Genomic DNA, 24,321 nt, shown 5'->3' with positions numbered 1-24,321 from the left:
ACAAAAAGAGGAACAAATTCATTTGAATTGTTCCTTGAAATACGAGTTTATTTTCCTCCTGCTTCTTCAATAAACAGCATAACCAGCAGTCGAATACTGTCACCGTAGTATTTACTCTTTTTGTTTGGACCTAATTCTTTAGTCATCTGCTTCCATAATTTGTTTAACCATTCTTGATTACCGGCATCTATTACAGCACTCGCTGCAAATGGGGCAACATAGGGCATCTCTGATATGGATACCAGTGCTTCTCCATCTAGAGCATAACCAGACTTAATTTTTGAAGGGGTATTTTGTGTGGTTTTCCATGATCCATGTATTCATTTTTTCTAATTGATGTTTCACTTTCTCATCCTTTGTGATGAAGTATCCATCTGCTAATCTCCATGGCACCCTGCATGCATTGTATGAATAATAAGGTCCTTTTTGCTCTCCAAAAAAGTCACCATCAACAGGAATCAATTCTCCTTCTTGCTTCCAAACAAAATCAGGAAGCAGTCCGGTTTCAGGACTAAAGTTGTCTTGGATACCTGTAATCATTTCTATCATCCGGACTAAAACTTTTTTCCACCTTTCATCACCTGTTACATCATAAAAGGTGGAAATGTGACCAATCATCCAGTCGGATGTTCTAGATGCTGTTCCATATTTTGGATTATTATTTTTTACCCAGTCACCTAGTTTTAATGTCCATTCATCTTTGTTGACAACAGAACCCATCAGCGAATTAATAATTTTAATGGCTTCACGTTTATAGTTGATTTCTCCGTCACTTCCCCAAAGTTGGTCAGCGAGCAACAATGCATATTCGATATCCATATCACCATCTGTAGCAGAGTCTGTTACCCCGTTATTTTTATCATCCACCATGGTTCCATCCTCTTGACGATACTGTCTCCAAGCCATGAATGAAGGATTGATATCAGATGGATGATCCTTGGCATAGGCAAACATCCCATCAAAATACTGCTTTGTTTTTATACCAAACTGTTTCTCCATCTTCACCATAATTAACATTCCATATCCATGAGCCTCGGAGATCGTATTATCATCATTATCAAACGAAACATAATATTAAGTTGGTTGTCCCTTAATTTTTTTCACGTACTGCTCGTTCCACAGCTCATAAGCGTACGTAATATCATGTCTTCTTTGTTTCGAAGAAATATCATTAGGAAGTATAATGTCCCGGCTTTTTTGTTCTTCAGTATTAGTATGTATGTTTATAGTTCGCTGTAAAGAACTTATAACCACAAATGTTGTTACAATAATTGCGATCGGAATTAGGATTATCCATATTTTTTTCATATCTTATAACCACCCATATTGTTGTTTTTTGTGCTTTCCATCGAATAAATGATTTAATAATACATTTGCGTTATAACGAACATTCAGTGCTAAGGATTCCAGGACTTATCTGGATCCTTGAGGTTTTCCCGGGCTACCAGCTCTCCATCATAGCTAATAAATCTGATATTTATATGAAAAAGTATTAAGTAAAAATGTAAAACTAAAGAAAAAGAGATGTTACTAACCCTCCACAGAAACAACAACACTATACCTATTTTCTATAATATCCCCCCTAAGGGGATATTCGTCAATTAAAAAAGGTCAAATTCAATTAAATTTGACCTTAAAATAAATCCAAATTTTATTAAACTATCCATGTGAATTTTAACAGAATCGGAATGGTCACTTAACTAACCTGCCCGTTAGCCATCCATGCAGCCGAACTGCACCACAAAGAATGAAAATGGTTAAGAACTGTCAATACTGATATTGACCTTAATCCAGTCACGCCCTCCTCTTTTTTTTGACGATTGAGCAGGGTCTTCTTAAGTATTGCCTTTATTCATATCTGAAGGAAACTTATTTTCATGGTAGTTGAACAAGCATTATCTCTTTTTAGTTGTAATTACTTATTAAGGACATCCATTATAAAAACTCTAAATTCTTTTTTTCTTCCCCGCCTTTTAATCCCAAAAAGACACATATGTTTTTTCTTATCTTGTACAAGATTAACCTTATAACATCCATACTTAGAAAGAATGATTGAAGTGATTAAATTTAAAAATGCTTCCTTTGTGCCTTCAAATGAAAGTATTTCACGACCTATCCCACCAGAACGTGGTTTTTTAGAAATATAAAAAACTGTATAATTTTTCTTCATAAATTCACCCTACATTAAGTTACTTAATAGTTGACTAAGTTATAGCCAAATCTCTTCAAGTAAAGCACTTGTTAGTTCAACAACTACATTTTTTATTACATATTATCATCGAATTACACATTAAAAAATGTACCTTTTGAAACAAACTATATAAAAACTAAAGGAATGATAAAATGCTACAAACTTGCATAAGAGTTTCCCTGTTTTTAGTTTCTTGGCTATCTGTTATTTTTCTCCCTGATAAGAAGAAATTGTTTGTTAAATACCTCCCAGTTATCTTGTTTTCTTCTATGACCGTAATGTGTGAAATCTTTTATTTTACTACTCATAAGTTATGGAAAGTAAAAGGAGAGCGAAAAAATCTGACACAAACTGCATTCTTACTTTTATTTGGACCTTATATTGTTTTAACAATATGGTTTTTTTATTTATCGAAAGGGAAATTTCTTTTATACGCATTAATCAATTTAGTTGCAAATTTAATATATGCTTTTCCAATACTAGCTTTATTCAAAAAGCTTAATGTTTATCAAATTAACGTGAAATCCATTTATTTCTTTCTGTTAATCTTTACAGATGCATTGCTTAACTTTGGATTTCAAAGGTTTTTTGAAAAAATATACCCACAAACTAATAAGCTTTCTAATGGCTAGGTAATTTCCCCTAGCTAGTTTTATTTCTCATTGTCTGTCAAATATGAATTAGACATGTTCTTCTTATTAAACTAAACTCCCTCAATAAACAAAGTGAAAACTCGCGTTTTCTCCAGTATTCTCAGTATTTTAAAAAATGTTATTTTGATGTTATACTCTCGCCGTCGTGGTTGGATTTATCTTTTAAGGATAAATTTGGGCCATTGAAGCGAAAAGACTGATCGCTCAATAGCCACACACTTACAATAAATGGTGGATGAGTTAAAATATGATCGCACTGGTGGATCTCCACATATCTCATGGAGGTCAACCCTCCCATGCCTCACAGAGTCTTTGCTCTCAAATTCCTTCGTCCAACCTTTCCACGAGGTAGATGTCAGTCATGCTGCCCCACAGGGTCCTTGCCCGAAGTTTAGTTGCTTTGCTGACTAATCCGTGCTTCAAATGTACGAGACTTATAACACTAAAAATCCTTTTCTACTCTACTTTTCCTACTGAATTAAGCTGCTTTTTCAACTTCTATTTTTGCTCTCATATGAGGGATATCCTTTAACATTCTCTCTTCACTAAACTCAAATTGTTTCTTTCCAATCGCAAAGAGTATGCGTATTAGTTTATTACACAAGGCAATCAGAGACTGCATTTTCTTTAGAGGATTGTCCGGACGCTGCGTGTAATAGGCATGCAGAGCTTTAAAGGCCGAGTTCTTCGCGACCATAATCATACATACCCTGAAGAGGAGAGCCCTTAGCTTCTTTCTTCCCCTTTTTGTGATCTTTGTTCGCCCTTTATGCTTACCAGAAGTGTTCTCTTTCAAGCTTAATCCAGCTAACTTTATGATTTATCTAGGGTGCGAATACTCTTGTAGATCTCCCACTTCTGCAAAGAAGCCGGCAACAGTATCTCTTCCCACTCCCTTGATGGCTAACATTTGCTGGACACCTGGGATATGTTCAATCAAGTATCTATCTTCTGATCCAGTTCTTCGAACTTCTCTTGTATCAAGTCATATTTATCAAGCAGAGTGGCCAGTTCTAATTTGGCCATACTAGAACCTTGACAAAGTCCGATGGACTCTTTAGCTGCTTTTTTAACTCTTGTATTTTGTTTAGTCCTACACTGCGACTAACTGCTTTCCGTAAATGATCCAATAAGTATTGATCAGAGAAACGGATCAGTTCATGCGGTAAGGCCCCTAGCCTTAAAAACTGCAAGGCTGCTTTCCCTTCCCAACTCTTAAAGACAGTTAAAAACTCAGGAAAATAGCGGTCTAGCCAGTTGTGAATCTGGCCTTGTACCGTTTGAAGGTCATTAGTTAGGAGATCACGTATTTTTTTCGCCACACGGAGTTCTGCATAAACACCTTGTGGAATTGTTGGTTCAGCATATCTCCCGTCCTTGACCAGCTGTGCGATAACTTTAGCGTCTTTCACATCGTTTTTAGTCGGTGAATTATCGTCGAGTTCCTTACTTTTCTTTACATGTAACGGGTTTACTGCCACAAATTTATATCGTTTGCTTTTAGAATGTGGGCTAGGTTTAACCAATAGTGGCCCGTAGGTTCCATACCAACAACCACTTTATTCATGTGTTGTTCTTCTTTTATTTTGAGGATCCACTCCAGAAATATCTGAAATCCCTCCTTTGAATTCTCAAAATAACAAGGAGATCCAAATTCTATTCCTCGGAAGTCCTGTGCTCGTGCCACATGCTTGAACTTCGCAATATCTACACCTATAATAAGAGTCTGAGAAGTAATTTGAGCAATCTTTTCATTTTGTTATAATTCATTTTATAAGCCTCCTGGTAATTGAGTTTGTCCTTTTTGCGTGCCGGCTTTAGGACTCTCTCATTCTACCAAGAGGTTATTTTTTTGTTCAAACTCCATTTTCCTTCATTACAGGAATGCTGTTCCGTTGATTTAAGTGAATGCATTCACAATTTCTTTGTTCATACCAATGTTCTTTGAACGTGTTGTTCAACAATCTGGTCCGATTATTGAATAAAAGCTAGAAACGATTCTTCAACTAATCTGACCGTTAATCAAATAAGAAAATAGCTATTGAACGACTTATTATGGATCTAATGATATTTTTTCAATTGTTACCTACCTAGGCATCAAGACAATGATTTAAATTAATTAATTGGAAAAAACCATAATTTTCTGCATTACCTTCGTTGTTCTTTCACAAATAAGCGAAAATCGATTATACTGGACTAACTATCATATTAAAAAGGAGGAATTTCCTATGACAGAGAATAATCAATCACAAACACCAAAAAAGAAAATCAGCCTGCAAGATGCAATGAGGCAGCAGCTTGAAAACAAAAAGAACCAGAACTCTGGTAAAAGAAAAATAAATGCCGACCTTTCAACAAAAAAAATGAAAAGTCAGCAAACGAAAAAAACAAGCAATACCCGCAGAAAAATGGGTGTCTAATGAACGGACAAAATCGGAAAGACATATTACCAGGTTTGGAAGTTGATATTGTTTTAAAAAAGGATCAAAAAACGGGAAAGCTCACCAGAGGCATCGTGAAAGATATTCTCACCAAATCGGTCACTCATCCCCACGGTATCAAAGTCAGGCTAACAGATGGACAGATCGGACGTGTACAAAAAATAATTTCTAAATAAAAAAAGTAAAAGAGCATTCAAGGAACAGTACACAACCAGAATGCTTTTTTATTTACTCTTTTTTCCATCCTATTTTAAGCATTAGGTAAACGAATTCCTAAATTTTTAACCGAAATGGAAATTAAACATTTACGGGAAGCCTGTGTTTCCCCAATGGAAAAGGCTCTATTTGAATTCATGTTCTCCACTGGATTTCGAATAGGAGAAGTTGCTATCTTAGATATAGGTAGAATAAATTGGTCCAACCGGTCAGATGTTATAGCTTGAAATACTTTTGTGTAACTTACTGGAAGTGGTTGTTCATAACGCTCACGCCTCCTTCCCAATATATCATCAGCAAGCATTTCAACAAATTCTATCCAAATCTTGTTTAGTAGCTATTCTAAACAAGATTTCTTTTTCCAATAAATTCCTTCTTTGATGAACGAACCGTTTATATCTTAATACAACCTCGTAAAATACCATAAGTTGATAGTTATTTTTCGATGATATGCCATTAGTAATTCTTATAAGCTTTTATGACTTATATTTAGCCTACTTTCACTAAACTCTATAACTGACATTTTTAAAACAAGAGTCGTAGTGTGTTATTGGGTTGATATTAGGCTAGTAACTAAACTGTAAACTGAATGTTACGCAAATTGCATTGTTGGTGAAATCTTCTATGTATACAATAAACCTCATTAAGGAGTGATGGAAGATGCTAAGCGTTACAGTAGATAAGTTAAAATTCAAGAAACAATTATCGGTGATTGAACAAATCACACTGAAAGATTTTCTATATAACTGGGTTGGGGGCTCAAGTAAAGGATTGGATGATTTTTTCCAACTTGAATACACAGTAGATGTATTTGCCAAAATGGAAAAAATGACGAATGACACCGATTTGTTGATATCTGATGATTATTATTTTAGATACATAACAGTGACCGAAGATAATAAAATTGTCATAGGTGTTTTAGATATGAATTCAGAATTAAAACATAGAATCATTACACGAGAAGATATTAAATAGATCTTAACAATACTAAAAGAGGCAGCGTGGTATACTGTCTCTTTTTATTTGTTCACTTTAACTTTTACGGCGTCATTGAACAAACCTGCCACATTCAATAAGAAAAGCCGCCAAAAAAGGCAGATGGTTCTTAAACCTCTTGCACCCGTTCAACAACTACATTTTTTATTGCATATTATCATCGTATTGTGTAATAGATAAAAACCATTTTAAAAGATTAGAATATTTAGATACTTGTACAATTCAAATTTAACTTTTTACATATAATATTGCATTTAATAAAAGGTGGTGGTAAAACATAAAAAACCAACAAAAAGACCCTAGAGACTATAATTCGGTTGTAAATGTTGTGGTTTTCATACTAGGTGTTATTATCATTGGTTTTTCTCTATTTTTTGGAAGATAGGTACTAGTTTTCAATTTTTTACGTTCTCTTGTAGAACGTTTTTTTACATTAACCCTTTTCACTTCTTCGTAATATAAGTCGTCAACACGTTAAATCATCGAACTGTGAACTTAAATATCAAAAAAATAGCTATTATATTAAAAATTCCATGCTTGTCCGTTTCAGATTAACCATCATTACATAATATATATTAACTCCTTAATATGGTGGTGATAGACTATGGAATACGCAGGCGGATCTCGTACTAATTTTGCTTTAATCGTTGTTCTCTTCATCCTTTTAATTATTGTTGGAACAAGCTTTATGAGTGGATACTAATGAATCAGCAACCCATTAAGACTAACGCCACCACCTCAATTTGAAGCGTGTATAGAACGCTTCTTTTTTTCGTCTTAATGCATAGTTTGGGTCAAATACGGATTGGACATGTTCTTCTTATTAAACTAAACTCCCGTTTAAGTGTAATCTTTCACAAAGTCCATACTAGCAATATCATAAGCCTTCGATTTTCTTGAGATTCTTCCTACCTTTAAACGGCCCTTAAATGAAACTACGCTTATTCTTTTTCAAGGAAAGCGACTTTTAATTGATGATAAGTGATGTTGTCTTATTAAAAAACACTCAATTGTGAAGTGACCCCTAAAAGTTAGACACGGTTATTTCATTAGGCAGCTTGGGTAAAATGAGTTCGGTATTGGACCGGACTCATTTTTAATTTTGCCTTCATCCGTTTCGTGTTGTAATATTCGATATATTTTTCTAGTTCTTTTTTAAAATGTTCTACACTTTCAAATTCCTTCAAGTAGAGGAATTCAGACTTCATAATCCCAAAGAAGTTCTCCATCACAGAGTTGTCGTAACAGTTTCCTTTACGAGACATACTCTGCACAATTCCTCTTGATAGAAGCCTTTTACGATACTTCTCCATTTGGTAGTGCCAGCCCTGATCTGAATGTATGAGTAGCTGGTGGTCCTCTGGTAAGCGTTCTAAAGCTTTTTCTAACATATCTGAAACAAGCGAATAGGTCGGCCGTGAACCAATTGTATACGTGATAATCTCGCCATTAAATAAATCTAAAACAGGCGATAAATAAAGCTTCTCTCCGAATAATTTAAATTCCGTAATATCCGTTACCCATTTCTCATTTGGCGCTTCTGCTGTAAAGTTGCGGTCTAAAATATTGGGCGCAATTTTACCCACTGAGCCTTTATATGATTTATATTTTTTCATACGTACTATGCACTTTATACCTAGCTCTTTCATGATGCGTTGAACCTTCTTGTGATTCACATTTTGCCCACGATTCACTAGCTCATCACGAATGCGACGGTAGCCGTAACGACCTTCATGTTCATCATAAATCGCTTTGATTTCTGCTTTTAAATCGGCATCTGGATCCGGTAGATCTAACTTCTTAGCGATATCATAAAATGTACTACGTGGTATTTTTGCATAGGCCACAAGTGCCTTCACCGAATATTTATGCCTTAATTTACAGATTACTCTTACTTTGTCTTTCGTGGTGATTTTTCCTTGTTTTGAACTAAGGCATTCAACTTTTTTAAATACTCGTTTTCCATTTCAAGTTGTTTAATACGCGCTTGAAGTGCTTCTGTAGAGCCTTCTACAGGTGCTTGTTTTGGTTGTGTATTCGAATCTTTTTTCATGGATGGACGCCCCTTTTTCTTTAACTGAAGGGCATCCATTCCATTTGTTTCGAGTTGTTTTTTCCAAACAATAATCGTTGAAGGGGCAGGTATATTAAAAATAGCTGCAGTTTCAATGGTAGATGTACCGAATTCAGTCATGTAATTAAGTACATCTAGTTTAAACTCTTGTGTATAAATTGTACATTTTTTAATAAATGCGTCTACACCGTTATATTCAAATTGTTTGACCCATTTTGCAATTGCTTTATGATCTACGCCAATAGATTTCCCTATTGTTCTATAGCTTTCATTGCCATTTACATATCTTATAACAGCTTGTAATTTTTCTTCCGCACTAAATTTGGCCATAGAAAAACTGCACCTCCAATTGTTAGATTGTGTCTAACAATTGGGGTGCAGTTCATTGCTGAGTGGCTTTCCAATCTCCCAATGATATCCAAACGGATCGACCACGCGCCCTACACGCCAGCCGTAACCTTCACTTACAGGAGCGACTTCGGTTGCTCCTGCGACAAGTGCCTGCTCAAACATCGAATCTGGATCTTTTACAGTTACAATCATTCGAAAAAATCCTTGTCCTACCGTATCAGGGCTAGAGTCTGGGTCCTCTTGAATCCAGAAATCCGCTCCCCCTAAGGATAATTGAGCGACAACTGGCTTCCCATTACTGTCATTAAGACGATAAAGCATTTCCACGCCAAAGGCATCTTGGTAATAGTTTATTGCCTTCTCCACGTTACTTACTGAAAGCCAAGGGGCAATATTAGTCTTGTATCGCTCAGGCTTCGGCGAATAGCTGCTCATCCTTGCACGTCTCCCTTAAGTAACACATCCTCGGTTCTCTTATTGAAATTCAGCATACGTCTTCGCCTCCTAATTTTACTTATTATAAGCATCAATAAATATTTTCGGTATAGTCTCCTTCATTCCCTGTAAATTTTAGTAAAACTAAAAACAAAAAAGCTATTCCCTTTGCGAACAGGTTACTAGCTTTTTTACATTGAATCTAGATTAAAGTTTTTTCACCCGAATTGGGCTCACCATTAAAACAGAAAGGATTAATGTAATCCATGCATTGCTATATGAAAAGAAGCCCATGACAGCAAGTGGCAATCCCGCTGCTGGAATAGGCAATCCGCTAAAATACCCAATGGTTGGTTTAACATTAAACCTAGCTAATCTCAACGCCCCCATTATTGGGAAAAAAATAAATGCCAAGGAAGTTAATATGGAAGGTGCTGCTATTGTATGAAATAGAAGTGCAGGAGCAACACCAAAACTAACAATATCCGCTAATGAATCTAATTCTACTCCTAATTCGCTGTTAACTTTTAATCCTCTAGCAATCCTTCCGTCAAGAAGATCAAAAATAGCAGAAAATAAGATTAAAATGGATGCTACCTCTAAAAAGCCACTAATATTACAGGTTATTGAAAGAACACCGCACAATAAATTTCCCAAAGTAAATAAATTAGGCACCGTTTTTGCAACTTGACTAAACAAGTTAATTCCTCCTGACGTAAAATCTCACCCATTTCATTAGCATTTTCTATAAATTCTTCCGTTATTCTTTAAACGACATTTTGCATTTTAATGAAATATGAATGTTTTTTAGGGGAACATGAAGATTTATTTTATATTATTACTTGTCAAAAGTTTGGACTGACCCTATAAGATTACTTTTTCCTGTTTTCTTAATCCCTTCAATATTCTTGTACTTGTAGCCTGTGAAATTCCACAAAGTCTCTCTACTTCTTTTCAAGTTATATATTTATTTTTAGATAAATCATCTAAAATAATAACATTTGGTTGAAATTCATCCTAATCCTAATCCTTATCTTTCGTTTACGCAATATTCACAGCAAAACTTTCATACACACTATGAGTAAACATATAAGCAGATCTATTGCAATATTTTATTATTTAGTCCAAGCTCACTTATTCCTTCTTCATATACTAAAAAAGGAGGTGAGAAAGTGAGAAATGATAAGCATAGTTCTTCACGCAAGGATGAAGTAAGAATAGGATCGGCACACCAAGAATGTATTGACCGTGCCTATCGTATTCCCATATTTTTAAGTACCACAACTCATTTAAATGACAAGCAACAACAGTTTCTAAACCGTCTAATTTTAGAAATTGAGAACGCTTTGCTTTTCCCGCGTACATTACCTTTAAGTGAAAGTTATCCTGAATCCATTTTAACTGATATTCGTCGCTTAGTTTCATCAAGTTATGGAATGTTGGCAGTAAACCTTCGACGTTTTAAAATCCAGACAAATGAGCTCAATGAACAAACCACTCCACCAACTACTCTACCAACCACTCCAATATGGGAAGGATCAGTTTATTCACAAGTGGAACCTTCAATGGCTTATCAATTTGGTCTCCCGTTATTATTAGTAAGGGAAGAAGATACTGACGCAAATAATGGCATTTGGGCAGGAGGAATTGCCCCGGTTAACCTATTTATTGTTTGGCATTCCGAAACTCAAACTGTTGATCAATTCTTTAATACTGCTGAATGGAAATCAGCCTTTGCAAATTGGTGTGCACAAGTAAGAAATGCTTTTTATATTCAGACAGAGCCTACCTTCAAGTACAGATGTGAATGATATACTGACCTCCACCATCCAATCGAAAAATTGCTAAATGCCATTTTAATAAAGATAAATGAAGAGTTTTGTATAAAAAAAAAATGACTCCTAAATCGAAAACTAAAAAATAAAGCCTATGCTATGTAAATTCACCTTACATAGGCTTTATTCACATATTATATTATTAGCCTTCCTTACAATTTGGATATTGTTTTAAAATTTCACTATTAAGCTAAATTACCTATTCATGGAATAAGAAAAAAGGATGCCGCAGCAACCCCATTGTTCTACTCAAGCACCTTTTACTTCAATAAAGATAAATATATCATCATCGAAAAAAGTATTATAAGAGGTGACAATGGAAGGTAACGCATTTTACTCTATGACTTCAAACCATAATGGAGACTGATCCTCTGGGTCCCCAATATAATTAACCATCAGTTCTTTTCCCTCACGAATATCTTTCATTACATAGAAGTCTATCGATTGGTTTTCAATATTAGTAAAATACCCTACATTCGGAGTGTAGGAGTGATTGTACAAAGAACCGTATCCTAAAGCGAGAGCTTTATCTTCGTTCCAACGGAAGATATAGTTCACAAGAACACATTCACTCATTAGTTGCCATTCAACTTTAGGGATGATAATCACTGGTGATTCCTCAATGAATTAGTCCTTCTTAATATTACACGCCGCAAATATCCCGCGACCATATTTCTCCGTTATTTTCATAACGATGGGTCCCAAAGTGTAGATTCTGATGAAAGATAGAAAAAGCGTATGCGTTATCACATACACTTCTCTGGAGTGATGAATAAATGAGCAAAGACATAGTCTTCCTACTATAAGATATGTAAAAACTATAAAGAGGATTGGACAGGCATGAAAAAAATTTAGAAGGACTATCAATAGATGGTCTTTTTTATGTTTCAAAAGGTATAAAAAAAGGCACTGGAATATCCAGCACCTTCTTTTTAGCTTTATTTGAAATTCTTAAAAGTAATAGGGTATTCTTAGTACCTTTTTTTATACTCTTTTTTTACTACACGACAACATTAACGCTTCCTGGCATATAAAAAGTATTCAGAATGCCACAATTCAATAGCGTGTCTCCAGGTACATTACGTTCAGCAATAATAGTACAGTTGTTTACATCGAAATCATTTAAACTATTTATAAAGATTTCTTCTGTAAATACCCCTTGAGCGTTTTGAAAATTGATTGCTATCTGTCTTGCATCTGGATTGTTAGCAAAAAATGTGCGTATTTCATTAAATGGGGAACAACAAGGTTGTGCCATTCCTTTTCCTTTTCCTTTTCCTTTTCCCATTCCTTTTGGCATACTTTTTTCTCCCTCACTTTTTAAATAAAATTCTTAATTGTATATTCAGTTAAACATTAAATGGTTACACTGGTTAGACACTCATGTGTTTCTCAATATGCAAAAAGAAGCCGCTCAGCAATTTGAGCGACTTCTAAAATAATTTATATTTAATTGAACAATTTATATTTGTGTGACCAAACAAGATATTTTTACATTTACCTACACTTTGAAACGAGGAGATGATCGTCCCCACGTTTCCCCCATAAGTAACCTCCTGAAAGAAAAAACTTAAAAATACCTTTCCCCAAAATTATGGATATATTATAAACTTTCCTTACCATTTGGGTATTGTTTTAAAATTTCACTATTTACACACATAATAACAGCTCAAGAGGCTGTTGACAAAATGCCTCTTCAAACGGAAAAGAAGTTGAATCTCTACAAAATGTAGTGTTCATCTTCTTTTTTATTTCTCTAGATTCTGTGTCTATATTCTATAAAAAAATTCTGCCCTTTAATTCAATAAATTCAAAAAAATGGGCGCCAACCTTTTTCTCGGAATCACGCCCTTTAACAAAATAATGAAGTCTCATTTAAGTCTATCGTTTAATAGTCATGAGAAAAATAAACTTGAACTTGGAAGCTGTATTAATTATAACAAGTATATCTAAGTAATTTGGAACAAATATTATAACTATTGAAGATCAAAAGGAGGTGGCTACAATGAACGTACAACGAGCACAAGAAATTTCTTCCTCGCCAATTATGGCTAATGTTACCTACAATGGAGAAAGTATTTACATTGAGCAAGTGGATGAACAAAATGGAAAAGCTACAATCCATTCCCTTGAAGAACCAAATAATAAACAAAGTGTTTCTGTAACAAGCTTAATTGAACAGTAATTTATGAAGTGTTTCCCCATAATAAACCTCCACCCTTGGGTGGTGGTTTCATGTAATCAAATTTAGTTGAAATCTTCTTTAACTTGCCTTCCCTCTTCTTGACAAGAAAATCAAAGCCTCTTTCTTACAAGCCTTTTCAATAAACAGGTTCAATCCAAAAAGAATGCCCTCTTATTTAAAAATGGCGCCTTCCTGGAATAAGGAGCGTTGTATAAAATAAAAAGCAACTATGGAATTTCCGCCATACTTGCTTTTAACAGTCATACTCTATTATAAGCTTGTCTAAATTAATAATTGCTTTCATTTGTTGTAGTAAATCCAATCCAATAATTCCGTCTAATTCAAATCCATAGTCCATCGCACCAATTTCTACTGTAAAATTATCTGCTTCTTTCTCTCCATTTTTTATGGAATCAATCGTTTTTGAAAAAACAAACTCTGATCCCCCGACACCACTAATACGATAAATCATGTCATTTTCTTCAGCAACAATACTGATTGTTTCAGCTAAATCCGTTTTAATAATCGTGCTGCCGGATCCGGTATCAACTAGAACCCGTTTTAATAATAATGATTTCCCTTTATAGGTTACTTCCATATCTGTTAGTAATAATCCCTCATCTATAATTAACTTCTTCACTATCGTCTCACACCTACCCATTTTTTCTCAATGATATTAGGCTCTTTTCGACTGGTGTGAAGTACATATAGTTCACGGGAAGGATTTTCACGATGAAGTTCTTGATAAACTCTCATTGCTTCTGGTGAATTGGAGAATTTTTTCAAAGGAGCAACTTCTTCTAAAATACGTTCACTTTCATCATTCGTATAAGCTTGAATCGCCTCTATCAACATCCATTGGTCAGGAAATGCTTGGCATACTTCTTCCCATTTCATTTAAATCACCTCCAACTTACTTTAATCTTAATATTATCATGCGTTCACCTTTTTTTATAGTTTGGTTACTAGCAATATGTTCCCCCTTCCCCCCTAGAAATTATAAATTGTTTACCCTAAATGGGTGTCCAGTCAGGAGTATTTATTTTTGGTTACTAAAATAAACGACAAATTCATGCTTTAAGAACACCCTGATTAACGGATGGTTCTTAAAAAGAATAAAATTTATGGGACATTCCTTTTGTGTTTGTTTCCCACCTTATTTTAAACTGGTAGCCAAAATGAGATCAGGCACGGCCGATTTTACAGTCGAGCCCAATTTTACACTTTTGTGAAATACGGATATGTCAACTCCTTAATACTCCTTTGCCGTTGATAAATAAATATTTTTCACCAAGAACAAGTTTAAAAAATTGACACATTTTCTCTGGGCTATCATACCTTAAACTTGGGAAGAACAGGAGGGGAATTATGAACCAGGAAGAAGTCGAAGTAGCACGTGAAACATTAGTCGCTAATCTCTTTCTTTTAGGTGGTGTTGCACTTCTTTTTATAGGCTCATCATTTGCTGCAGCCATTGCCTATAGAGCCTATCAAAAAAGCTTAACAGCAACACCACAACCAATAGAGGCTCCACCAACATTATGATGTCTAAGATATTTTATGGTGGTTAAAAAGAGATTTTTTATACTCAAATAAGTTCCCACAAACGTAAATTTCATTGTAAAAAGGATTTTTTTATTTTTTCTAAAATAACCGTTTCTGATGAGCTCCAAAGCAGAACTAAGTATGAAGGTCGGTAGTACGTCCGTAAAAAGCTATCTAGCGGACTTTGGAAATACGATTCATTTAGGGAAAATCAATGGAAAGTATGTCTTACTGCTTGAATCAGATTCTATCCTGTTTGAAAGAGTTTTTGAAGCCTGATGAGTTGGAGATGGTGTTGGAGCGGATACGGATGAAAATGGTTGTGGAATAAGGGATTTTCGAGAAGTTCTTTTTAGTTTTTACATGTTTTCTGAATGCTAAAAGTATTGATATATTTACGATTGTAAACATTTTTTGATCACATTTTTGACCACAAATAATACAAAATCAAGATCTTATGGCTTGTATTTTTAGGCTTCCATTTAATCAAATTATTCTTCTCACTTCGCTAACAAAAAAGCGAAGTGGTTTTTTTGTTAAAGAACTTTGCTCCCCTTTAAATATCTTGTCACAATGATTTTCCTCGAGCAGCTTTTTCTGTATATGAGTATTATTGATTAACTCTTTCCAGTTTTGGGAGAGCATTTTTAAAAAGAAAATATAAGGAGTAAAAGATCATAACTAAAGAGAGGAAGTGTAATTTTTGAAACTAAACCATATTAATTTAACCGTCACTGACGTTAACGCTGCTCGAGAGTTCTTGGAGAAATATTTCGATCTACAAACCAAGAGCACGCATGAGGATTCATTCGCTGTACTAGTAGACGAAGATGGATTATTGCTCGCTTTGATGAAAGGTCTTCAGGTAAGTTACCCGAAGTCCTTTCATATAGGTTTTTCGCAGGAGAGCGAAGAACGGGTGAACGAGATCTATCAACGCCTGAAGAATGATGGATTTGATGTAAAACCGCCAAAAAGGGCTCATCGCTGGACATTTTATGTTCAAGCCCCAGGTGGATTTACCATCGAGGTTCTTAGTTGAATGAAGCATAAAATGATCATTCAATAGCAATTTATGAAGAAGCTTCCCCCACTATTTGGCGGCAGCCTCTTTTTCCATTTTTTATGATAATCATTTTTTGAAAACGAGCCATGTCTTATTAAACAAACCTGCGTTTTTAGCTTAAGTACAACAATATCCATTTAACCCACTAAGCATTACTAAACAATCTGGCTCTAAAATACAAAATGAGCACCAATTCCTCAGGAATGGCGCCCTTTAATTGAATAACAGATGAGCTTCTATTAGTCGGTTTAGTCATTACAAAACTCGCTAATAATCTGCTTCTTTAATTCTTCAATTGGAAACTTCTGTGGATAGGTAGAAATCATCAGCATTATGCCCTGAAGCACTGATGAGAAATATAACGACCGTTTTCTTGGTTCCTTTACCCCCATCCTTTCAAATATTTCACATTGTAATTCAAACAGCCTAGCATTTTCTCCGATAATGAGTTTACTGTATTTAATCAATTCTTCGTCAGCTTCCGGTTGGGTTTGCAGGTGTAGAAAGAACCGATGTACTTCTGGATTTTGATGGATGTTACGAATCGCACCTTCAACAATATATTGAAGTTGTTCACTTGGTTCCTCTAAACCGAAAGCACCTTCCATTACTTCGACCACTTCATTGATCCTGGCATCCACCAATTCAGAAAGTAGATCTTCCTTCCCTTTATAATAGTTATATAGCAGTCCTTTAGAAATGCCGGCCTTTTTAGCCACATTACTTATTGAAGTAACGTAATAGCCCTGATTAATAAATAATTCCATGGCAGCTGCTCGGATTTTTTCTTTGGATAGTTGGCGAATACGTTCATTTTCCTCAGGTGTTCGTGGCATCTTAACTTCATTCCTCCAGAAAAGCAGTGATTACTTGATATAATTCTTCAGTATGGGTCAATGCCATCATAATATGATCGGCATTTGCGAGTTCAGTAAATTTGACTTGCGGGAGTTTTCTAAAATGATCTGCAATAAGAAAATGATCCGCTAAGTCATTTTGACCTATTATAAATAATGTTTGGGGTTCCAGTTCTTGTATTCTGTCGATGGCAGGCGGCTCAGGCCATATCATTTTGAATTCCGGCCACTTTAACATTCGTTGGAAATGATGTCGGAGCATTTGGATAGCGAGATCTCTTTGCGTGGAATTGGTAACGACTTGGTAGGCTTGTGTTTTAAGAAAAATCTCTATCATCTTATCTATATTAGGAGCTGCGTGTACAACATTATTGACATTTTGCACAGATTCAGGCGACCAGTGAAAACCAGTTAAAGAAGGAGTGATTAATACGAGTTTTGTTACTCTTTCAGGGTGAACAAGAGCAAAATCGGTTGCAATCTGCCCGCCTATATTATGGCCAATGATTGTTGCTTTATCGAGCTTTAGGTAGTCCATTAAAGACAGTAAATCTTCAACATAGTTGACATCTCCCTTAGGAGTTGGAGATTTACCTGCACCACGTCCATCAAATGTAATTACCATATACTTCTCAGCTAAAAGTGGAGCTAAAAATGCCCATTGCCTCAGATCAGCACCACCACTATGAATAAGAACAATAGGATGACCCTTACCAGTAATTTCGTAATACAAATCCATTGCAACTCCTCCATTTCCTAAATTTTCAGTTTTATTTTATTATTGAATGAACGTTTAATCAATATAAAATTTGAATTATAAGAAATTAATTGAGAGATGATTACGGATATCAGAATATACCACTTCTGCCATGTTTTTTACCATCTGTTGCCAATATATTTACCAATAGGGTAGTATCAGGAAAACATGGATTACAACTTTAAAGAACTTGTAAGAAAAAAAGTCCAATATCTCCATATTTTTACCGAGGAATTAGACTAATGATCTACAACAATCGCACCCGATTACAGAATAAGGATAACATAGTTTTTTGTCTACCTATTTTACATAATCAGATATTATCGGCACGGAAAAAAGGATCTTCAATTGAAGATCCTTTTTGCGTATCCAATACTTTCAATTAGTAAAATGTTTAGGGAAATCAACAATGCCGATATCTACCTGATGTTTTTCTTAGTATCAAAACCCGCTATTCATTGGTTTAGAAGTAATTTTTATCAAAAGATAACGAATAATAAATCCAATCCCTAACCCTGGAATTAAAGAAATCATTGGAAGCCAAATCGGACCAAATGATATTCCGAAAAATATATTTGGTGAGTACATAAGTCCTATGGTGACAAAATAAGCTCCAAAAGCAAATGGAACAAACGACAACCTTGGATTTACTCCTTCTGCAAATTTATAAGCATCATACATAGCATACATATATACACATGGATAAAACATAAGCCATTGATAATTCACTACTCCATAAGCCTCAGATATTTTCCCTAAGAAACTATACATAATTGCTTGATTAAATGAACTCATTACATTAATAGTAAATTCTAAAATAATAAAGAGAATTCCCTTTAATAGGTGACCATTTAAAAGTTGACCAAATCCAGGAAAAGCAATACTCCAAAGAATTGCTTCTAACTTATACGTTTTATTCATAATATCAACCTTTATTATTCGGTTATGTTTGATTGTGTTTCAATTTATCTATTTTTTTTAATAAACCGACAAATCCTCTAATTGTAAATAAAGTGAAGTTTACACTACCGAAAGTGTGAAGTGGTGACCAATTTTTCCATTTGAATAATCTTGTATTTCTTTCCATGACCCATTGACCTATACTCATCGGGACACTAAATATTAAACTTTTGAGTAATATTTTCCGAAATTTATCGTTGTATGAGATCTTAACCCATATGACACTTAAAATAGGAAAGAATAACACATCATAAATGATATTTGTTTTAAAGATTTTTGGAAAAGGACGAACGGGATATTCCACTTTTTTTGTAGCAACAACATAAGCATCTATTAGGGTTGCCAAAACTCCTTTTGAGAAAAAAATAAGTAAATTTTCTCTCATCTTTGAGCCTCTAAACAAAAATGGTAAGGAGATTATGCACAATACATTAAGTAGGTTTAACAATTTTTTCTCCATAAGGCACAATCCTTTCTAAAGGAAAATTCGATATCTTTAAAATTTCCAATTCCAATAAGTATATTCATTCGAACAAGATCTCCCATAATTACATGAATACTCTATACAAATCTAATTAACATAAAGCTAATAATAAGAAGTAAACCAAAAAGGCCAAACCCATTTATACCAAGGGTTTGGTTATTGTCCATTTTTTATCATTTATACATGTTTTTATACATGGTTGATGAATCAACGCTTGTGACATCTGAAGAAGTCTGGCAACTCCATAAAAAAGTTGTGTTTTATAAATCCTCTTTTTCAATATTATGGCCCGTTGTGGAAGACAGAGCTTATGAAAATCTATCAAATTATTTTTATAAAAACTATAACATATTTAATTCTCAATACTGTAATTTCCCCTTTTATTACCAGAAAATTAGAAGTGGCAAACAGTATGTCATTCTCTGGTACACTTTTTGTCATTCAGTGGTAAAAACTATGTCAAGGATGGTACATTTAAGTGGCCGTAATCAGGAGATTTGTTTTCTTAGTAATTTAACAATTTATTCGACTCTAGTTTACAAAAACCTTCCTCAAATAAAACTGCCCCATTAGCCATCCATGCAGCCGAACTGCACCACAAAGAATGAAAATGGTTAAGAACTGTCAATACTGATATTGACCTTAATCCAGTCACGCCCTCCTCTTTTTTTTGATGATTGAGCAGGGTCTTCTTAAGTATTGCCTTTTTTCATATCTGAAGGAAACTTATTTTCATGGTAGTTTAAGTGTAATCCTTCACAATTTAGATCGTGCCTATCACCTTATCACAACTGTTTTACTTTTATTTCATAAATAATATATTTTGGTTAAATAATTTTACATATTCAAAAATTAACACAAATTTAATAACTTCTATTTATAATTGATATAAATAATCCAATTGTTGGATGATAAAAATACATTGTAACCCTTTGACCGGATCATTGTAATGGGTGGTTCTGGGTTTATAACTTAAGGAGTTAGATAGTATGAATCGTGAAATACAACAATTTAAAGCAGGGTTTTTTAAGGCTCTATCCCATCCCCTTCGTATTAGAATTTTAGAAGAACTTTCTAAAGGTGAATTGGGTGTGAATGAAATTCAAAATGTTATTGGTAGCAACGGATCTACCATTTCGCAACAACTTATGGTATTAAGAAACAAAAATATAGTTGTTGGTACAAAATCTGGTAATCGTGTTTTTTATTCACTACGCGATCCTTTAGTCATTAATTTGCTTTCTATCACTAATCACATGTTTAATAATCATCTAGTCGATACTATTAACATATTTGATAAGTTCCAAGATAATGAGGAACAAGAATTTCAGTAATTTATCAAGCATCAAACGAACGCTGTTAATTCTTCCATTCGCTTATTAACGTATTCAAGAAACTTAACTGTCATTGTTCAACGCCCCCTTTTTTATAAAATTTATAACATTTTTATCCTTTAAGAAACTTGTCTTATGATTAAACTCTATGGCCCCCAAAAAGAGCGCATTCCCTAAAGCGCCCTATTTTGAAAGGTTTTCATACAAAAAGAATGAATAGATGATAAAGCCATTTCTTTCAAAACAGAATTCCTTGTTGTTTGGTCTTCTGACGCTGCCCCTTATGGAAGTAATAAGATTTTACCCGTACTTTTTCGGCTTTCTAGATATTGGTGAGCTTCTTGTCCATCTCTTAACGCAAAAGTGGTTGGCTCCGATACTTTTACTTTTCCTTCTTCTATCCATCTAAACAGTTCTTTTGATCGTGTCACTCTTTCTTCCTTAGAAGTGAGAACATTCCAAAGATCTCCACCCGTTAGAGTTTTTGAGGTATCCATCAACATACGGGGATCAACTGAAGCCGGATCTCCACCCGCCATCCCATAAAATACAACTGTACCACCGATGCGCGTAACAGCAAAACTGTCCATGAGTGTAGAGCCTATTGATTCATAAACAACATCCACCCCTTTGCCGTTCGTTTCTTCCAGAACTTTCTGCTTCCAGTCATCCTGGTACTGGAGAACCAAATCCGCTCCCACTTTTTTTGCAACTTCAACTTTTTCCTTCGAAGATGTTAGGCCTATTACCTTACCACCAAGAAGCTTTACAATTTGAACAAGAAGCTGCCCGACACCTCCGGCTGCTGCGTGTACTAAGACAACATCATTCTGTTTTACAGCATAGCTGTCCCTTGTAAGATAATGTGCAGTTAGCCCTTGAAGAAGTATAGATGCAGCCTCCTGAAATGAAACGGATCCTGGTAGAGGTATCAATTTTTCATATGGAACAGCTACTAGCTCTGCATTGGCAAATGGAACATCAGCAAATGCAATACGGTCTCCTGAGCCTATGCCTTGTACTTCTGCTCCTACTTTTTCTACAATTCCGGCACCTTCATAACCTAAAATATATGGAGGCCCCCCGGCAAGATGATAATTTCCTTTCCTTCTATAAATGTCTGCAAAGTTTAGGCCAATTGCTTTCATTCTTACAAGAATTTCATCCGGACCGATGACAGGATCCATTACTTCGCAATATTCCAAGACTTCCGGGCCTCCAAATGTATTAAAAACAAGTGCTTTCATATATATACCTCTTCTCTAGAATGAATTATTAAATGTAATTCTAACGTGAGACAATATAATTAAAACTATATTGATATCACTATCACGTTTCGTTTTTTCTTTCAAACATTTTATCTGCTGAATTGTGAACTGGTTCAATTTTAAAATCACTTTCTTTTATTGTGAGCATAAATAGGTCGGTATATATGCAAGGAGCGTTTAAATTTACATCATTATTAATCCTGTCAGTGTTAGGATCGGTTCTTTCTGAAATATGGCTGTTAATTACGGCCATAATGTTTATCAAAAACTCAACGAAGATGGACAAGCACTTATGCCTTTAGGCGATTATGGTTTCAGTAAAAAGTTCGGATCGGTAAATGACGGTTTTGGAGTTTCGTGGCAACTAAATCTACCTAAATATTAAGAAGACCTTCATGTTAATTTAACAAGTAAAAAAAAGAGACCTTTGTGATTTTTATAAATTAATAAAAATTTACCAACATTTAATTTTGTCAGACAAACAAGACCCCTTCAATTAAAATCGAAGGGGTTCTTACAAACTATCTTTTCTCAATCATAACAAATACAACACCCGTAAGGATTAGGATGGAGCCTATCCAAAATGTTACACCGATGGTCTCTCCTAGAATAAGCCATCCGAGTAATGTTCCAACCACGGGTTGAAAGAAGAAATATATTCCACCACTTGAGGCGTTAAGCATTTGTAATCCACGATTCCAAAGTAAAAATCCCCCTGCTGTTGAGATAATACCCAAATACAAAGTCCCTCCCCAAATGGCCGGGTGAGCCAGTTGAGCGATATGAATTTCGTGTAAGCGTGGCAATACAAAAGGAGTTAAAACGAATAATGCTACCAAGATGGAATAGGTCGTTACCACAATTTGTGAATAATCACTCGGCAAAAGCTTTACAAGTACTGACATGAGTGCCCAAGTTAATGCTGCAATGAGTAATGAAATACCTCCAAGTATACTAGACATATTCACATCACCAATTCCGACAATGAGCAACACTCCAATGGTCGCTAAACAAACGGAGATGCCCTTTTTTAACGTCATCCGTTCTTTAAGGATTAAGCGAGCAAAAATAACCATAAATGCAGGTGTTGAAGAAGTTATGATCGCTCCCATTTGTGCTGTGGATAGCATCGTACCCGTTTCCTGCGTAACAATTGAAATAACATTACCTATGATTCCAATGGCAATGATGATTAAGACATAACGTTTTTCTATTCGCCAATTTTGTCTTGTTATAAAGCCGATCACTAGAAGTGCCACAATAGCCACTAAATAACGCATCCACACCAGTTCAAGTGGAGGTATGACCGATACAACAACTTTAACAACAACATACATACCGCCCCAAATACTTGAAGCTAAAATTAAATATAAAGAACCTAATAAGGTGTTTTTCATTTTTCTGTACCCTCCGACATTTGTTTAGGTCAACAATGCCCTAACGGAGAGATGTAGTCACCTTCACTCCATTAAGAGCAGAAGAGTGCTACAGGTACATCATTTTCAAATAATGGGGTCCAAAACATGTTAGATTCACCTCAGTCCTACCACGATTCTCTGCGTTTTATTATAGCAAAGAATATTCTTGTGTTTCACTTGTGACCAATAATAAATAAGGCCAGCTCATCGTCGAACTGACCCTTTACACCATTATTCATTAAATGATCATATCAAATTTAATTTCTGGGCTTCAAATGAAATCCTGGTTAACCATTCGCTACTATATTTAAATGCCACACACTATTGACTTATCGGTTCATCAGTTATAGCAAAGTCATAAATGTCTCCAATAATACTGCGGGACGATTCTGCCGTTGCATTAATTAAAGCATATAACTCCATTGATGAAGCGTGAAAACCGTCCCTTTTTTAATTCAAACCCGATCAAATTTAGAGTTTTCGAACTTTCTCACATTTATTTTGTTCTTTTAATTTTTGCTTGTCTATCTTTACTTTTTTCTTCTGCTAATCTTCTAAAAGTCCTAGTTGCAGCTTCACTAAGTTTTGGAGGTTTTCTTTTTTTAAAGGCCATTTAAACACCCCATTTGTATAACCCTTTGTTAGGTCCTTTTGTTTATTAGCATCTTCAATGTTTAGCAATCATTCAATTATGCATGGACAATTAACCAAAAAGTATAAAACTATATATAATATCACGAAAGAACAAGATTAAGATCAGGAGTGATACACATGTTTCGTCGCCCAACTTGTATGCAACAATGCTTAGACGCTGGACACGATGCCGATTACTGTCGAACATGGTGCGAACCTATTTATATGGTCCCTACCTATCCCTATAATTCCTACTATCCCTACTCAATGCCAACAACATACGCACCTATGACAGATTTTGGCATAAGCCAAACAGCACCTGTTATTCAAGCCGCTTTTAAGTATCCACGTCCTCATCCTGATTGGGTAACCATCGTCATTAGGGGAGAAGGATTTACATCAGATGAATCAATAACAATAGAAATACGAACATTTATTAGGGGGGTACCTACTTATTCCGATAGCTTTGACCGCCAAGCAGATGGTAACGGTGTTTTATATGTCCCAGAACGTGCAGTGTCCTGCAGAAGAGCAGTACTAAATCAATCAGTTGAAGTCACAGCTTATGGAGTTACAAGCGGTGCTTCCAATAAAGTTGTTCTTTATTGCTAACTCCCTATAC

Annotated in this window: 27 protein-coding genes and 3 pseudogenes; 13 read left to right on the top strand and 17 right to left on the bottom strand. The window is 35.0% G+C overall.

The genetic code is table 11. From position 1 onward, the window contains the following. Nucleotides 1-47 precede the first annotated feature (47 nt). The 4 genes and pseudogenes from R4Z09_RS12585 to R4Z09_RS12570 all read right to left on the bottom strand — a co-directional run bounded on the left by R4Z09_RS12585 (nucleotide 48) and on the right by R4Z09_RS12570 (nucleotide 4,591). Nucleotides 48-227 (bottom strand): hypothetical protein, encoded by a 180-nt coding sequence (locus R4Z09_RS12585; RefSeq protein WP_338452628.1) that lies wholly within the window; start codon nucleotides 225-227, stop codon nucleotides 48-50. Nucleotides 228-273: 46 nt separating this feature from the next. Then, the gene (locus R4Z09_RS12580) at nucleotides 274-1,041 is read right to left on the bottom strand and encodes a glycosyl hydrolase family 8 (protein ID WP_422392298.1); all 768 of its coding nucleotides are present in this window, start codon (nucleotides 1,039-1,041) and stop codon (nucleotides 274-276) included. A gap of 874 nt (nucleotides 1,042-1,915) precedes the next feature. Next, a complete protein-coding gene (locus R4Z09_RS12575; protein WP_338452627.1) occupies nucleotides 1,916-2,170 on the bottom strand; it encodes a hypothetical protein in 255 nt (84 codons plus the stop codon). Between the two features lie 1,152 nt (nucleotides 2,171-3,322). Beyond that, nucleotides 3,323-4,591: pseudogene (locus R4Z09_RS12570) on the bottom strand (IS110 family transposase). Nucleotides 4,592-5,072: 481 nt separating this feature from the next. Here R4Z09_RS12570 and R4Z09_RS12565 point away from each other — a divergent pair. The 5 genes and pseudogenes from R4Z09_RS12565 to R4Z09_RS12545 all read left to right on the top strand — a co-directional run bounded on the left by R4Z09_RS12565 (nucleotide 5,073) and on the right by R4Z09_RS12545 (nucleotide 7,200). Further along, nucleotides 5,073-5,264 carry a hypothetical protein gene (locus R4Z09_RS12565; RefSeq protein ID WP_338452626.1) on the top strand — a complete coding sequence of 64 codons (192 nt, stop codon included), beginning with the start codon at nucleotides 5,073-5,075 and terminating at the stop codon, nucleotides 5,262-5,264. Then, nucleotides 5,264-5,461, top strand: coding sequence for a YwbE family protein (locus R4Z09_RS12560; protein WP_338452625.1), 198 nt, complete (start codon nucleotides 5,264-5,266; stop codon nucleotides 5,459-5,461). The genes R4Z09_RS12565 and R4Z09_RS12560 overlap by 1 nt, the downstream gene beginning before the upstream one ends. An 81-nt stretch (nucleotides 5,462-5,542) precedes the next feature. Continuing rightward, a pseudogene (locus R4Z09_RS12555) lies at nucleotides 5,543-5,722 on the top strand (integrase); the annotation flags it as partial. 439 nt (nucleotides 5,723-6,161) lie between these two features. After that, the gene (locus tag R4Z09_RS12550; protein WP_338452624.1) at nucleotides 6,162-6,476 is read left to right on the top strand and encodes a hypothetical protein; all 315 of its coding nucleotides are present in this window, start codon (nucleotides 6,162-6,164) and stop codon (nucleotides 6,474-6,476) included. 625 nt (nucleotides 6,477-7,101) lie between these two features. Then, nucleotides 7,102-7,200, top strand: a complete 99-nt coding sequence (locus R4Z09_RS12545) for a YjcZ family sporulation protein (protein WP_338452623.1) — start codon at nucleotides 7,102-7,104, stop codon at nucleotides 7,198-7,200. 346 nt (nucleotides 7,201-7,546) lie between these two features. Here R4Z09_RS12545 and R4Z09_RS12540 read toward each other — a convergent pair. The 3 genes from R4Z09_RS12540 to pssA form a co-directional block, all read right to left on the bottom strand. Further along, nucleotides 7,547-8,901 (bottom strand): IS3 family transposase gene (locus R4Z09_RS12540; protein WP_338452622.1). Its coding sequence is split into 2 segments (ribosomal slippage): nucleotides 7,547-8,448 and nucleotides 8,448-8,901, totalling 1,356 coding nucleotides; the frame shifts between segments, so codons are not numbered across the junction. A gap of 33 nt (nucleotides 8,902-8,934) precedes the next feature. Further along, complete coding sequence (locus R4Z09_RS12535) at nucleotides 8,935-9,357, bottom strand: VOC family protein (RefSeq protein ID WP_338452621.1); 423 nt, start codon at nucleotides 9,355-9,357, stop codon at nucleotides 8,935-8,937. Nucleotides 9,358-9,564: 207 nt separating this feature from the next. Then, entirely contained in the window at nucleotides 9,565-10,056 is a 492-nt protein-coding gene (pssA, locus tag R4Z09_RS12530) for a CDP-diacylglycerol--serine O-phosphatidyltransferase (RefSeq protein WP_338452620.1), read from the bottom strand. Nucleotides 10,057-10,529: 473 nt separating this feature from the next. Between pssA and R4Z09_RS12525 the strand changes: the two genes are divergently transcribed. Continuing rightward, entirely contained in the window at nucleotides 10,530-11,168 is a 639-nt protein-coding gene (locus R4Z09_RS12525; RefSeq protein ID WP_338452619.1) for a hypothetical protein, read from the top strand. Nucleotides 11,169-11,525: 357 nt separating this feature from the next. Here R4Z09_RS12525 and R4Z09_RS12520 read toward each other — a convergent pair whose 3' ends face one another. Both R4Z09_RS12520 and R4Z09_RS12515 read right to left on the bottom strand, forming a co-directional pair. Continuing rightward, complete coding sequence (locus R4Z09_RS12520) at nucleotides 11,526-11,801, bottom strand: SET domain-containing protein-lysine N-methyltransferase (protein WP_338452618.1); 276 nt, start codon at nucleotides 11,799-11,801, stop codon at nucleotides 11,526-11,528. Nucleotides 11,802-12,192: 391 nt separating this feature from the next. Further along, nucleotides 12,193-12,492, bottom strand: a complete 300-nt coding sequence (locus R4Z09_RS12515; RefSeq protein WP_338452617.1) for a hypothetical protein — start codon at nucleotides 12,490-12,492, stop codon at nucleotides 12,193-12,195. Nucleotides 12,493-13,197: 705 nt separating this feature from the next. Between R4Z09_RS12515 and R4Z09_RS12510 the strand changes: the two genes are divergently transcribed. Continuing rightward, the gene (locus R4Z09_RS12510; RefSeq protein WP_338452616.1) at nucleotides 13,198-13,377 is read left to right on the top strand and encodes a small acid-soluble spore protein H; all 180 of its coding nucleotides are present in this window, start codon (nucleotides 13,198-13,200) and stop codon (nucleotides 13,375-13,377) included. A 253-nt stretch (nucleotides 13,378-13,630) separates the two neighbouring features. Here the strand turns inward: R4Z09_RS12510 and R4Z09_RS12505 are convergent, their stop codons facing one another. Both R4Z09_RS12505 and R4Z09_RS12500 read right to left on the bottom strand, forming a co-directional pair. After that, nucleotides 13,631-14,017: a retropepsin-like aspartic protease gene (locus tag R4Z09_RS12505; RefSeq protein ID WP_338452615.1), complete on the bottom strand. Its 387-nt coding sequence runs from the start codon at nucleotides 14,015-14,017 to the stop codon at nucleotides 13,631-13,633. Then, a complete protein-coding gene (locus R4Z09_RS12500) occupies nucleotides 14,017-14,274 on the bottom strand; it encodes a hypothetical protein (RefSeq protein WP_338452614.1) in 258 nt (85 codons plus the stop codon). The genes R4Z09_RS12505 and R4Z09_RS12500 overlap by 1 nt, the downstream gene beginning before the upstream one ends. A 471-nt stretch (nucleotides 14,275-14,745) precedes the next feature. Between R4Z09_RS12500 and R4Z09_RS12495 the strand changes: the two genes are divergently transcribed. The 3 genes from R4Z09_RS12495 to R4Z09_RS12485 all read left to right on the top strand — a co-directional run bounded on the left by R4Z09_RS12495 (nucleotide 14,746) and on the right by R4Z09_RS12485 (nucleotide 15,964). Beyond that, nucleotides 14,746-14,922 carry a hypothetical protein gene (locus R4Z09_RS12495; protein WP_338452613.1) on the top strand — a complete coding sequence of 59 codons (177 nt, stop codon included), beginning with the start codon at nucleotides 14,746-14,748 and terminating at the stop codon, nucleotides 14,920-14,922. 117 nt (nucleotides 14,923-15,039) lie between these two features. Beyond that, on the top strand, nucleotides 15,040-15,201 hold the full coding sequence (locus R4Z09_RS12490) for a DUF3898 domain-containing protein (protein WP_422392267.1): 162 nt from the start codon (nucleotides 15,040-15,042) through the stop codon (nucleotides 15,199-15,201). Between the two features lie 424 nt (nucleotides 15,202-15,625). After that, on the top strand, nucleotides 15,626-15,964 hold the full coding sequence (locus tag R4Z09_RS12485; RefSeq protein WP_338452611.1) for a VOC family protein: 339 nt from the start codon (nucleotides 15,626-15,628) through the stop codon (nucleotides 15,962-15,964). A 272-nt stretch (nucleotides 15,965-16,236) separates the two neighbouring features. On the opposite strand, the gene R4Z09_RS12480 is transcribed toward R4Z09_RS12485, so the two are convergent. From R4Z09_RS12480 to R4Z09_RS12465, 4 genes are all read right to left on the bottom strand, one after another. After that, nucleotides 16,237-16,824, bottom strand: a complete 588-nt coding sequence (locus tag R4Z09_RS12480) for a TetR/AcrR family transcriptional regulator (protein WP_338452610.1) — start codon at nucleotides 16,822-16,824, stop codon at nucleotides 16,237-16,239. A 7-nt stretch (nucleotides 16,825-16,831) separates the two neighbouring features. After that, nucleotides 16,832-17,584 (bottom strand): alpha/beta hydrolase, encoded by a 753-nt coding sequence (locus R4Z09_RS12475; RefSeq protein WP_338452609.1) that lies wholly within the window; start codon nucleotides 17,582-17,584, stop codon nucleotides 16,832-16,834. 459 nt (nucleotides 17,585-18,043) lie between these two features. Next, a complete protein-coding gene (locus tag R4Z09_RS12470; protein ID WP_338452608.1) occupies nucleotides 18,044-18,523 on the bottom strand; it encodes a hypothetical protein in 480 nt (159 codons plus the stop codon). A 22-nt stretch (nucleotides 18,524-18,545) separates the two neighbouring features. Next, nucleotides 18,546-18,947, bottom strand: coding sequence for a CBO0543 family protein (locus R4Z09_RS12465; protein ID WP_338452607.1), 402 nt, complete (start codon nucleotides 18,945-18,947; stop codon nucleotides 18,546-18,548). Between the two features lie 1,088 nt (nucleotides 18,948-20,035). On the opposite strand from R4Z09_RS12465, the gene R4Z09_RS12460 reads away from it, so the two are divergent. Then, nucleotides 20,036-20,380 (top strand): metalloregulator ArsR/SmtB family transcription factor, encoded by a 345-nt coding sequence (locus tag R4Z09_RS12460; RefSeq protein WP_338452606.1) that lies wholly within the window; start codon nucleotides 20,036-20,038, stop codon nucleotides 20,378-20,380. Nucleotides 20,381-20,661: 281 nt separating this feature from the next. Here the strand turns inward: R4Z09_RS12460 and R4Z09_RS12455 are convergent, their stop codons facing one another. Next, nucleotides 20,662-21,627 (bottom strand): quinone oxidoreductase, encoded by a 966-nt coding sequence (locus tag R4Z09_RS12455; protein WP_338452605.1) that lies wholly within the window; start codon nucleotides 21,625-21,627, stop codon nucleotides 20,662-20,664. Between the two features lie 274 nt (nucleotides 21,628-21,901). On the opposite strand from R4Z09_RS12455, the pseudogene R4Z09_RS12450 reads away from it, so the two are divergent. After that, nucleotides 21,902-22,033: pseudogene (locus R4Z09_RS12450) on the top strand (VOC family protein); the annotation flags it as partial. A gap of 136 nt (nucleotides 22,034-22,169) precedes the next feature. Here R4Z09_RS12450 and R4Z09_RS12445 read toward each other — a convergent pair. Then, a complete protein-coding gene (locus R4Z09_RS12445; RefSeq protein ID WP_338452604.1) occupies nucleotides 22,170-23,045 on the bottom strand; it encodes a DMT family transporter in 876 nt (291 codons plus the stop codon). Between the two features lie 792 nt (nucleotides 23,046-23,837). Between R4Z09_RS12445 and R4Z09_RS12440 the strand changes: the two genes are divergently transcribed. Beyond that, the gene (locus R4Z09_RS12440) at nucleotides 23,838-24,311 is read left to right on the top strand and encodes a hypothetical protein (protein WP_338452603.1); all 474 of its coding nucleotides are present in this window, start codon (nucleotides 23,838-23,840) and stop codon (nucleotides 24,309-24,311) included. Nucleotides 24,312-24,321 lie beyond the last annotated feature (10 nt).

This window comes from Niallia oryzisoli (genome assembly GCF_036670025.1).
GTDB lineage: Bacteria > Bacillota > Bacilli > Bacillales > Cytobacillaceae > Bacillus_BD > Bacillus_BD oryzisoli.
Note: the sequence above shows the minus strand (reverse complement) of the source record. Positions and strands in the feature narration are given on the sequence as shown.

What these genes read in the sequence shown, in the direction of transcription:
- R4Z09_RS12585 (WP_338452628.1), bottom strand. Translation starts at nt 227, where the DNA reads ATGCCCTATGTTGCCCCATTTGCAGCGAGTGCTGTAATAGATGCCGGT.
- R4Z09_RS12575 (WP_338452627.1), bottom strand. Translation starts at nt 2,170, where the DNA reads ATGAAGAAAAATTATACAGTTTTTTATATTTCTAAAAAACCACGTTCT.
- R4Z09_RS12565 (WP_338452626.1), top strand. Translation starts at nt 5,073, where the DNA reads ATGACAGAGAATAATCAATCACAAACACCAAAAAAGAAAATCAGCCTG.
- R4Z09_RS12560 (WP_338452625.1), top strand. Translation starts at nt 5,264, where the DNA reads ATGAACGGACAAAATCGGAAAGACATATTACCAGGTTTGGAAGTTGAT.
- R4Z09_RS12550 (WP_338452624.1), top strand. Translation starts at nt 6,162, where the DNA reads ATGCTAAGCGTTACAGTAGATAAGTTAAAATTCAAGAAACAATTATCG.
- R4Z09_RS12545 (WP_338452623.1), top strand. Translation starts at nt 7,102, where the DNA reads ATGGAATACGCAGGCGGATCTCGTACTAATTTTGCTTTAATCGTTGTT.
- R4Z09_RS12535 (WP_338452621.1), bottom strand. Translation starts at nt 9,357, where the DNA reads ATGAGCAGCTATTCGCCGAAGCCTGAGCGATACAAGACTAATATTGCC.
- R4Z09_RS12515 (WP_338452617.1), bottom strand. Translation starts at nt 12,492, where the DNA reads ATGCCAAAAGGAATGGGAAAAGGAAAAGGAAAAGGAAAAGGAATGGCA.
- R4Z09_RS12510 (WP_338452616.1), top strand. Translation starts at nt 13,198, where the DNA reads ATGAACGTACAACGAGCACAAGAAATTTCTTCCTCGCCAATTATGGCT.
- R4Z09_RS12500 (WP_338452614.1), bottom strand. Translation starts at nt 14,274, where the DNA reads ATGAAATGGGAAGAAGTATGCCAAGCATTTCCTGACCAATGGATGTTG.
- R4Z09_RS12495 (WP_338452613.1), top strand. Translation starts at nt 14,746, where the DNA reads ATGAACCAGGAAGAAGTCGAAGTAGCACGTGAAACATTAGTCGCTAAT.
- R4Z09_RS12490 (WP_422392267.1), top strand. Translation starts at nt 15,040, where the DNA reads ATGAGCTCCAAAGCAGAACTAAGTATGAAGGTCGGTAGTACGTCCGTA.
- R4Z09_RS12480 (WP_338452610.1), bottom strand. Translation starts at nt 16,824, where the DNA reads ATGCCACGAACACCTGAGGAAAATGAACGTATTCGCCAACTATCCAAA.
- R4Z09_RS12475 (WP_338452609.1), bottom strand. Translation starts at nt 17,584, where the DNA reads ATGGATTTGTATTACGAAATTACTGGTAAGGGTCATCCTATTGTTCTT.
- R4Z09_RS12470 (WP_338452608.1), bottom strand. Translation starts at nt 18,523, where the DNA reads ATGAATAAAACGTATAAGTTAGAAGCAATTCTTTGGAGTATTGCTTTT.
- R4Z09_RS12465 (WP_338452607.1), bottom strand. Translation starts at nt 18,947, where the DNA reads ATGAGAGAAAATTTACTTATTTTTTTCTCAAAAGGAGTTTTGGCAACC.
- R4Z09_RS12460 (WP_338452606.1), top strand. Translation starts at nt 20,036, where the DNA reads ATGAATCGTGAAATACAACAATTTAAAGCAGGGTTTTTTAAGGCTCTA.
- R4Z09_RS12455 (WP_338452605.1), bottom strand. Translation starts at nt 21,627, where the DNA reads ATGAAAGCACTTGTTTTTAATACATTTGGAGGCCCGGAAGTCTTGGAA.
- R4Z09_RS12445 (WP_338452604.1), bottom strand. Translation starts at nt 23,045, where the DNA reads ATGAAAAACACCTTATTAGGTTCTTTATATTTAATTTTAGCTTCAAGT.
- R4Z09_RS12440 (WP_338452603.1), top strand. Translation starts at nt 23,838, where the DNA reads ATGTTTCGTCGCCCAACTTGTATGCAACAATGCTTAGACGCTGGACAC.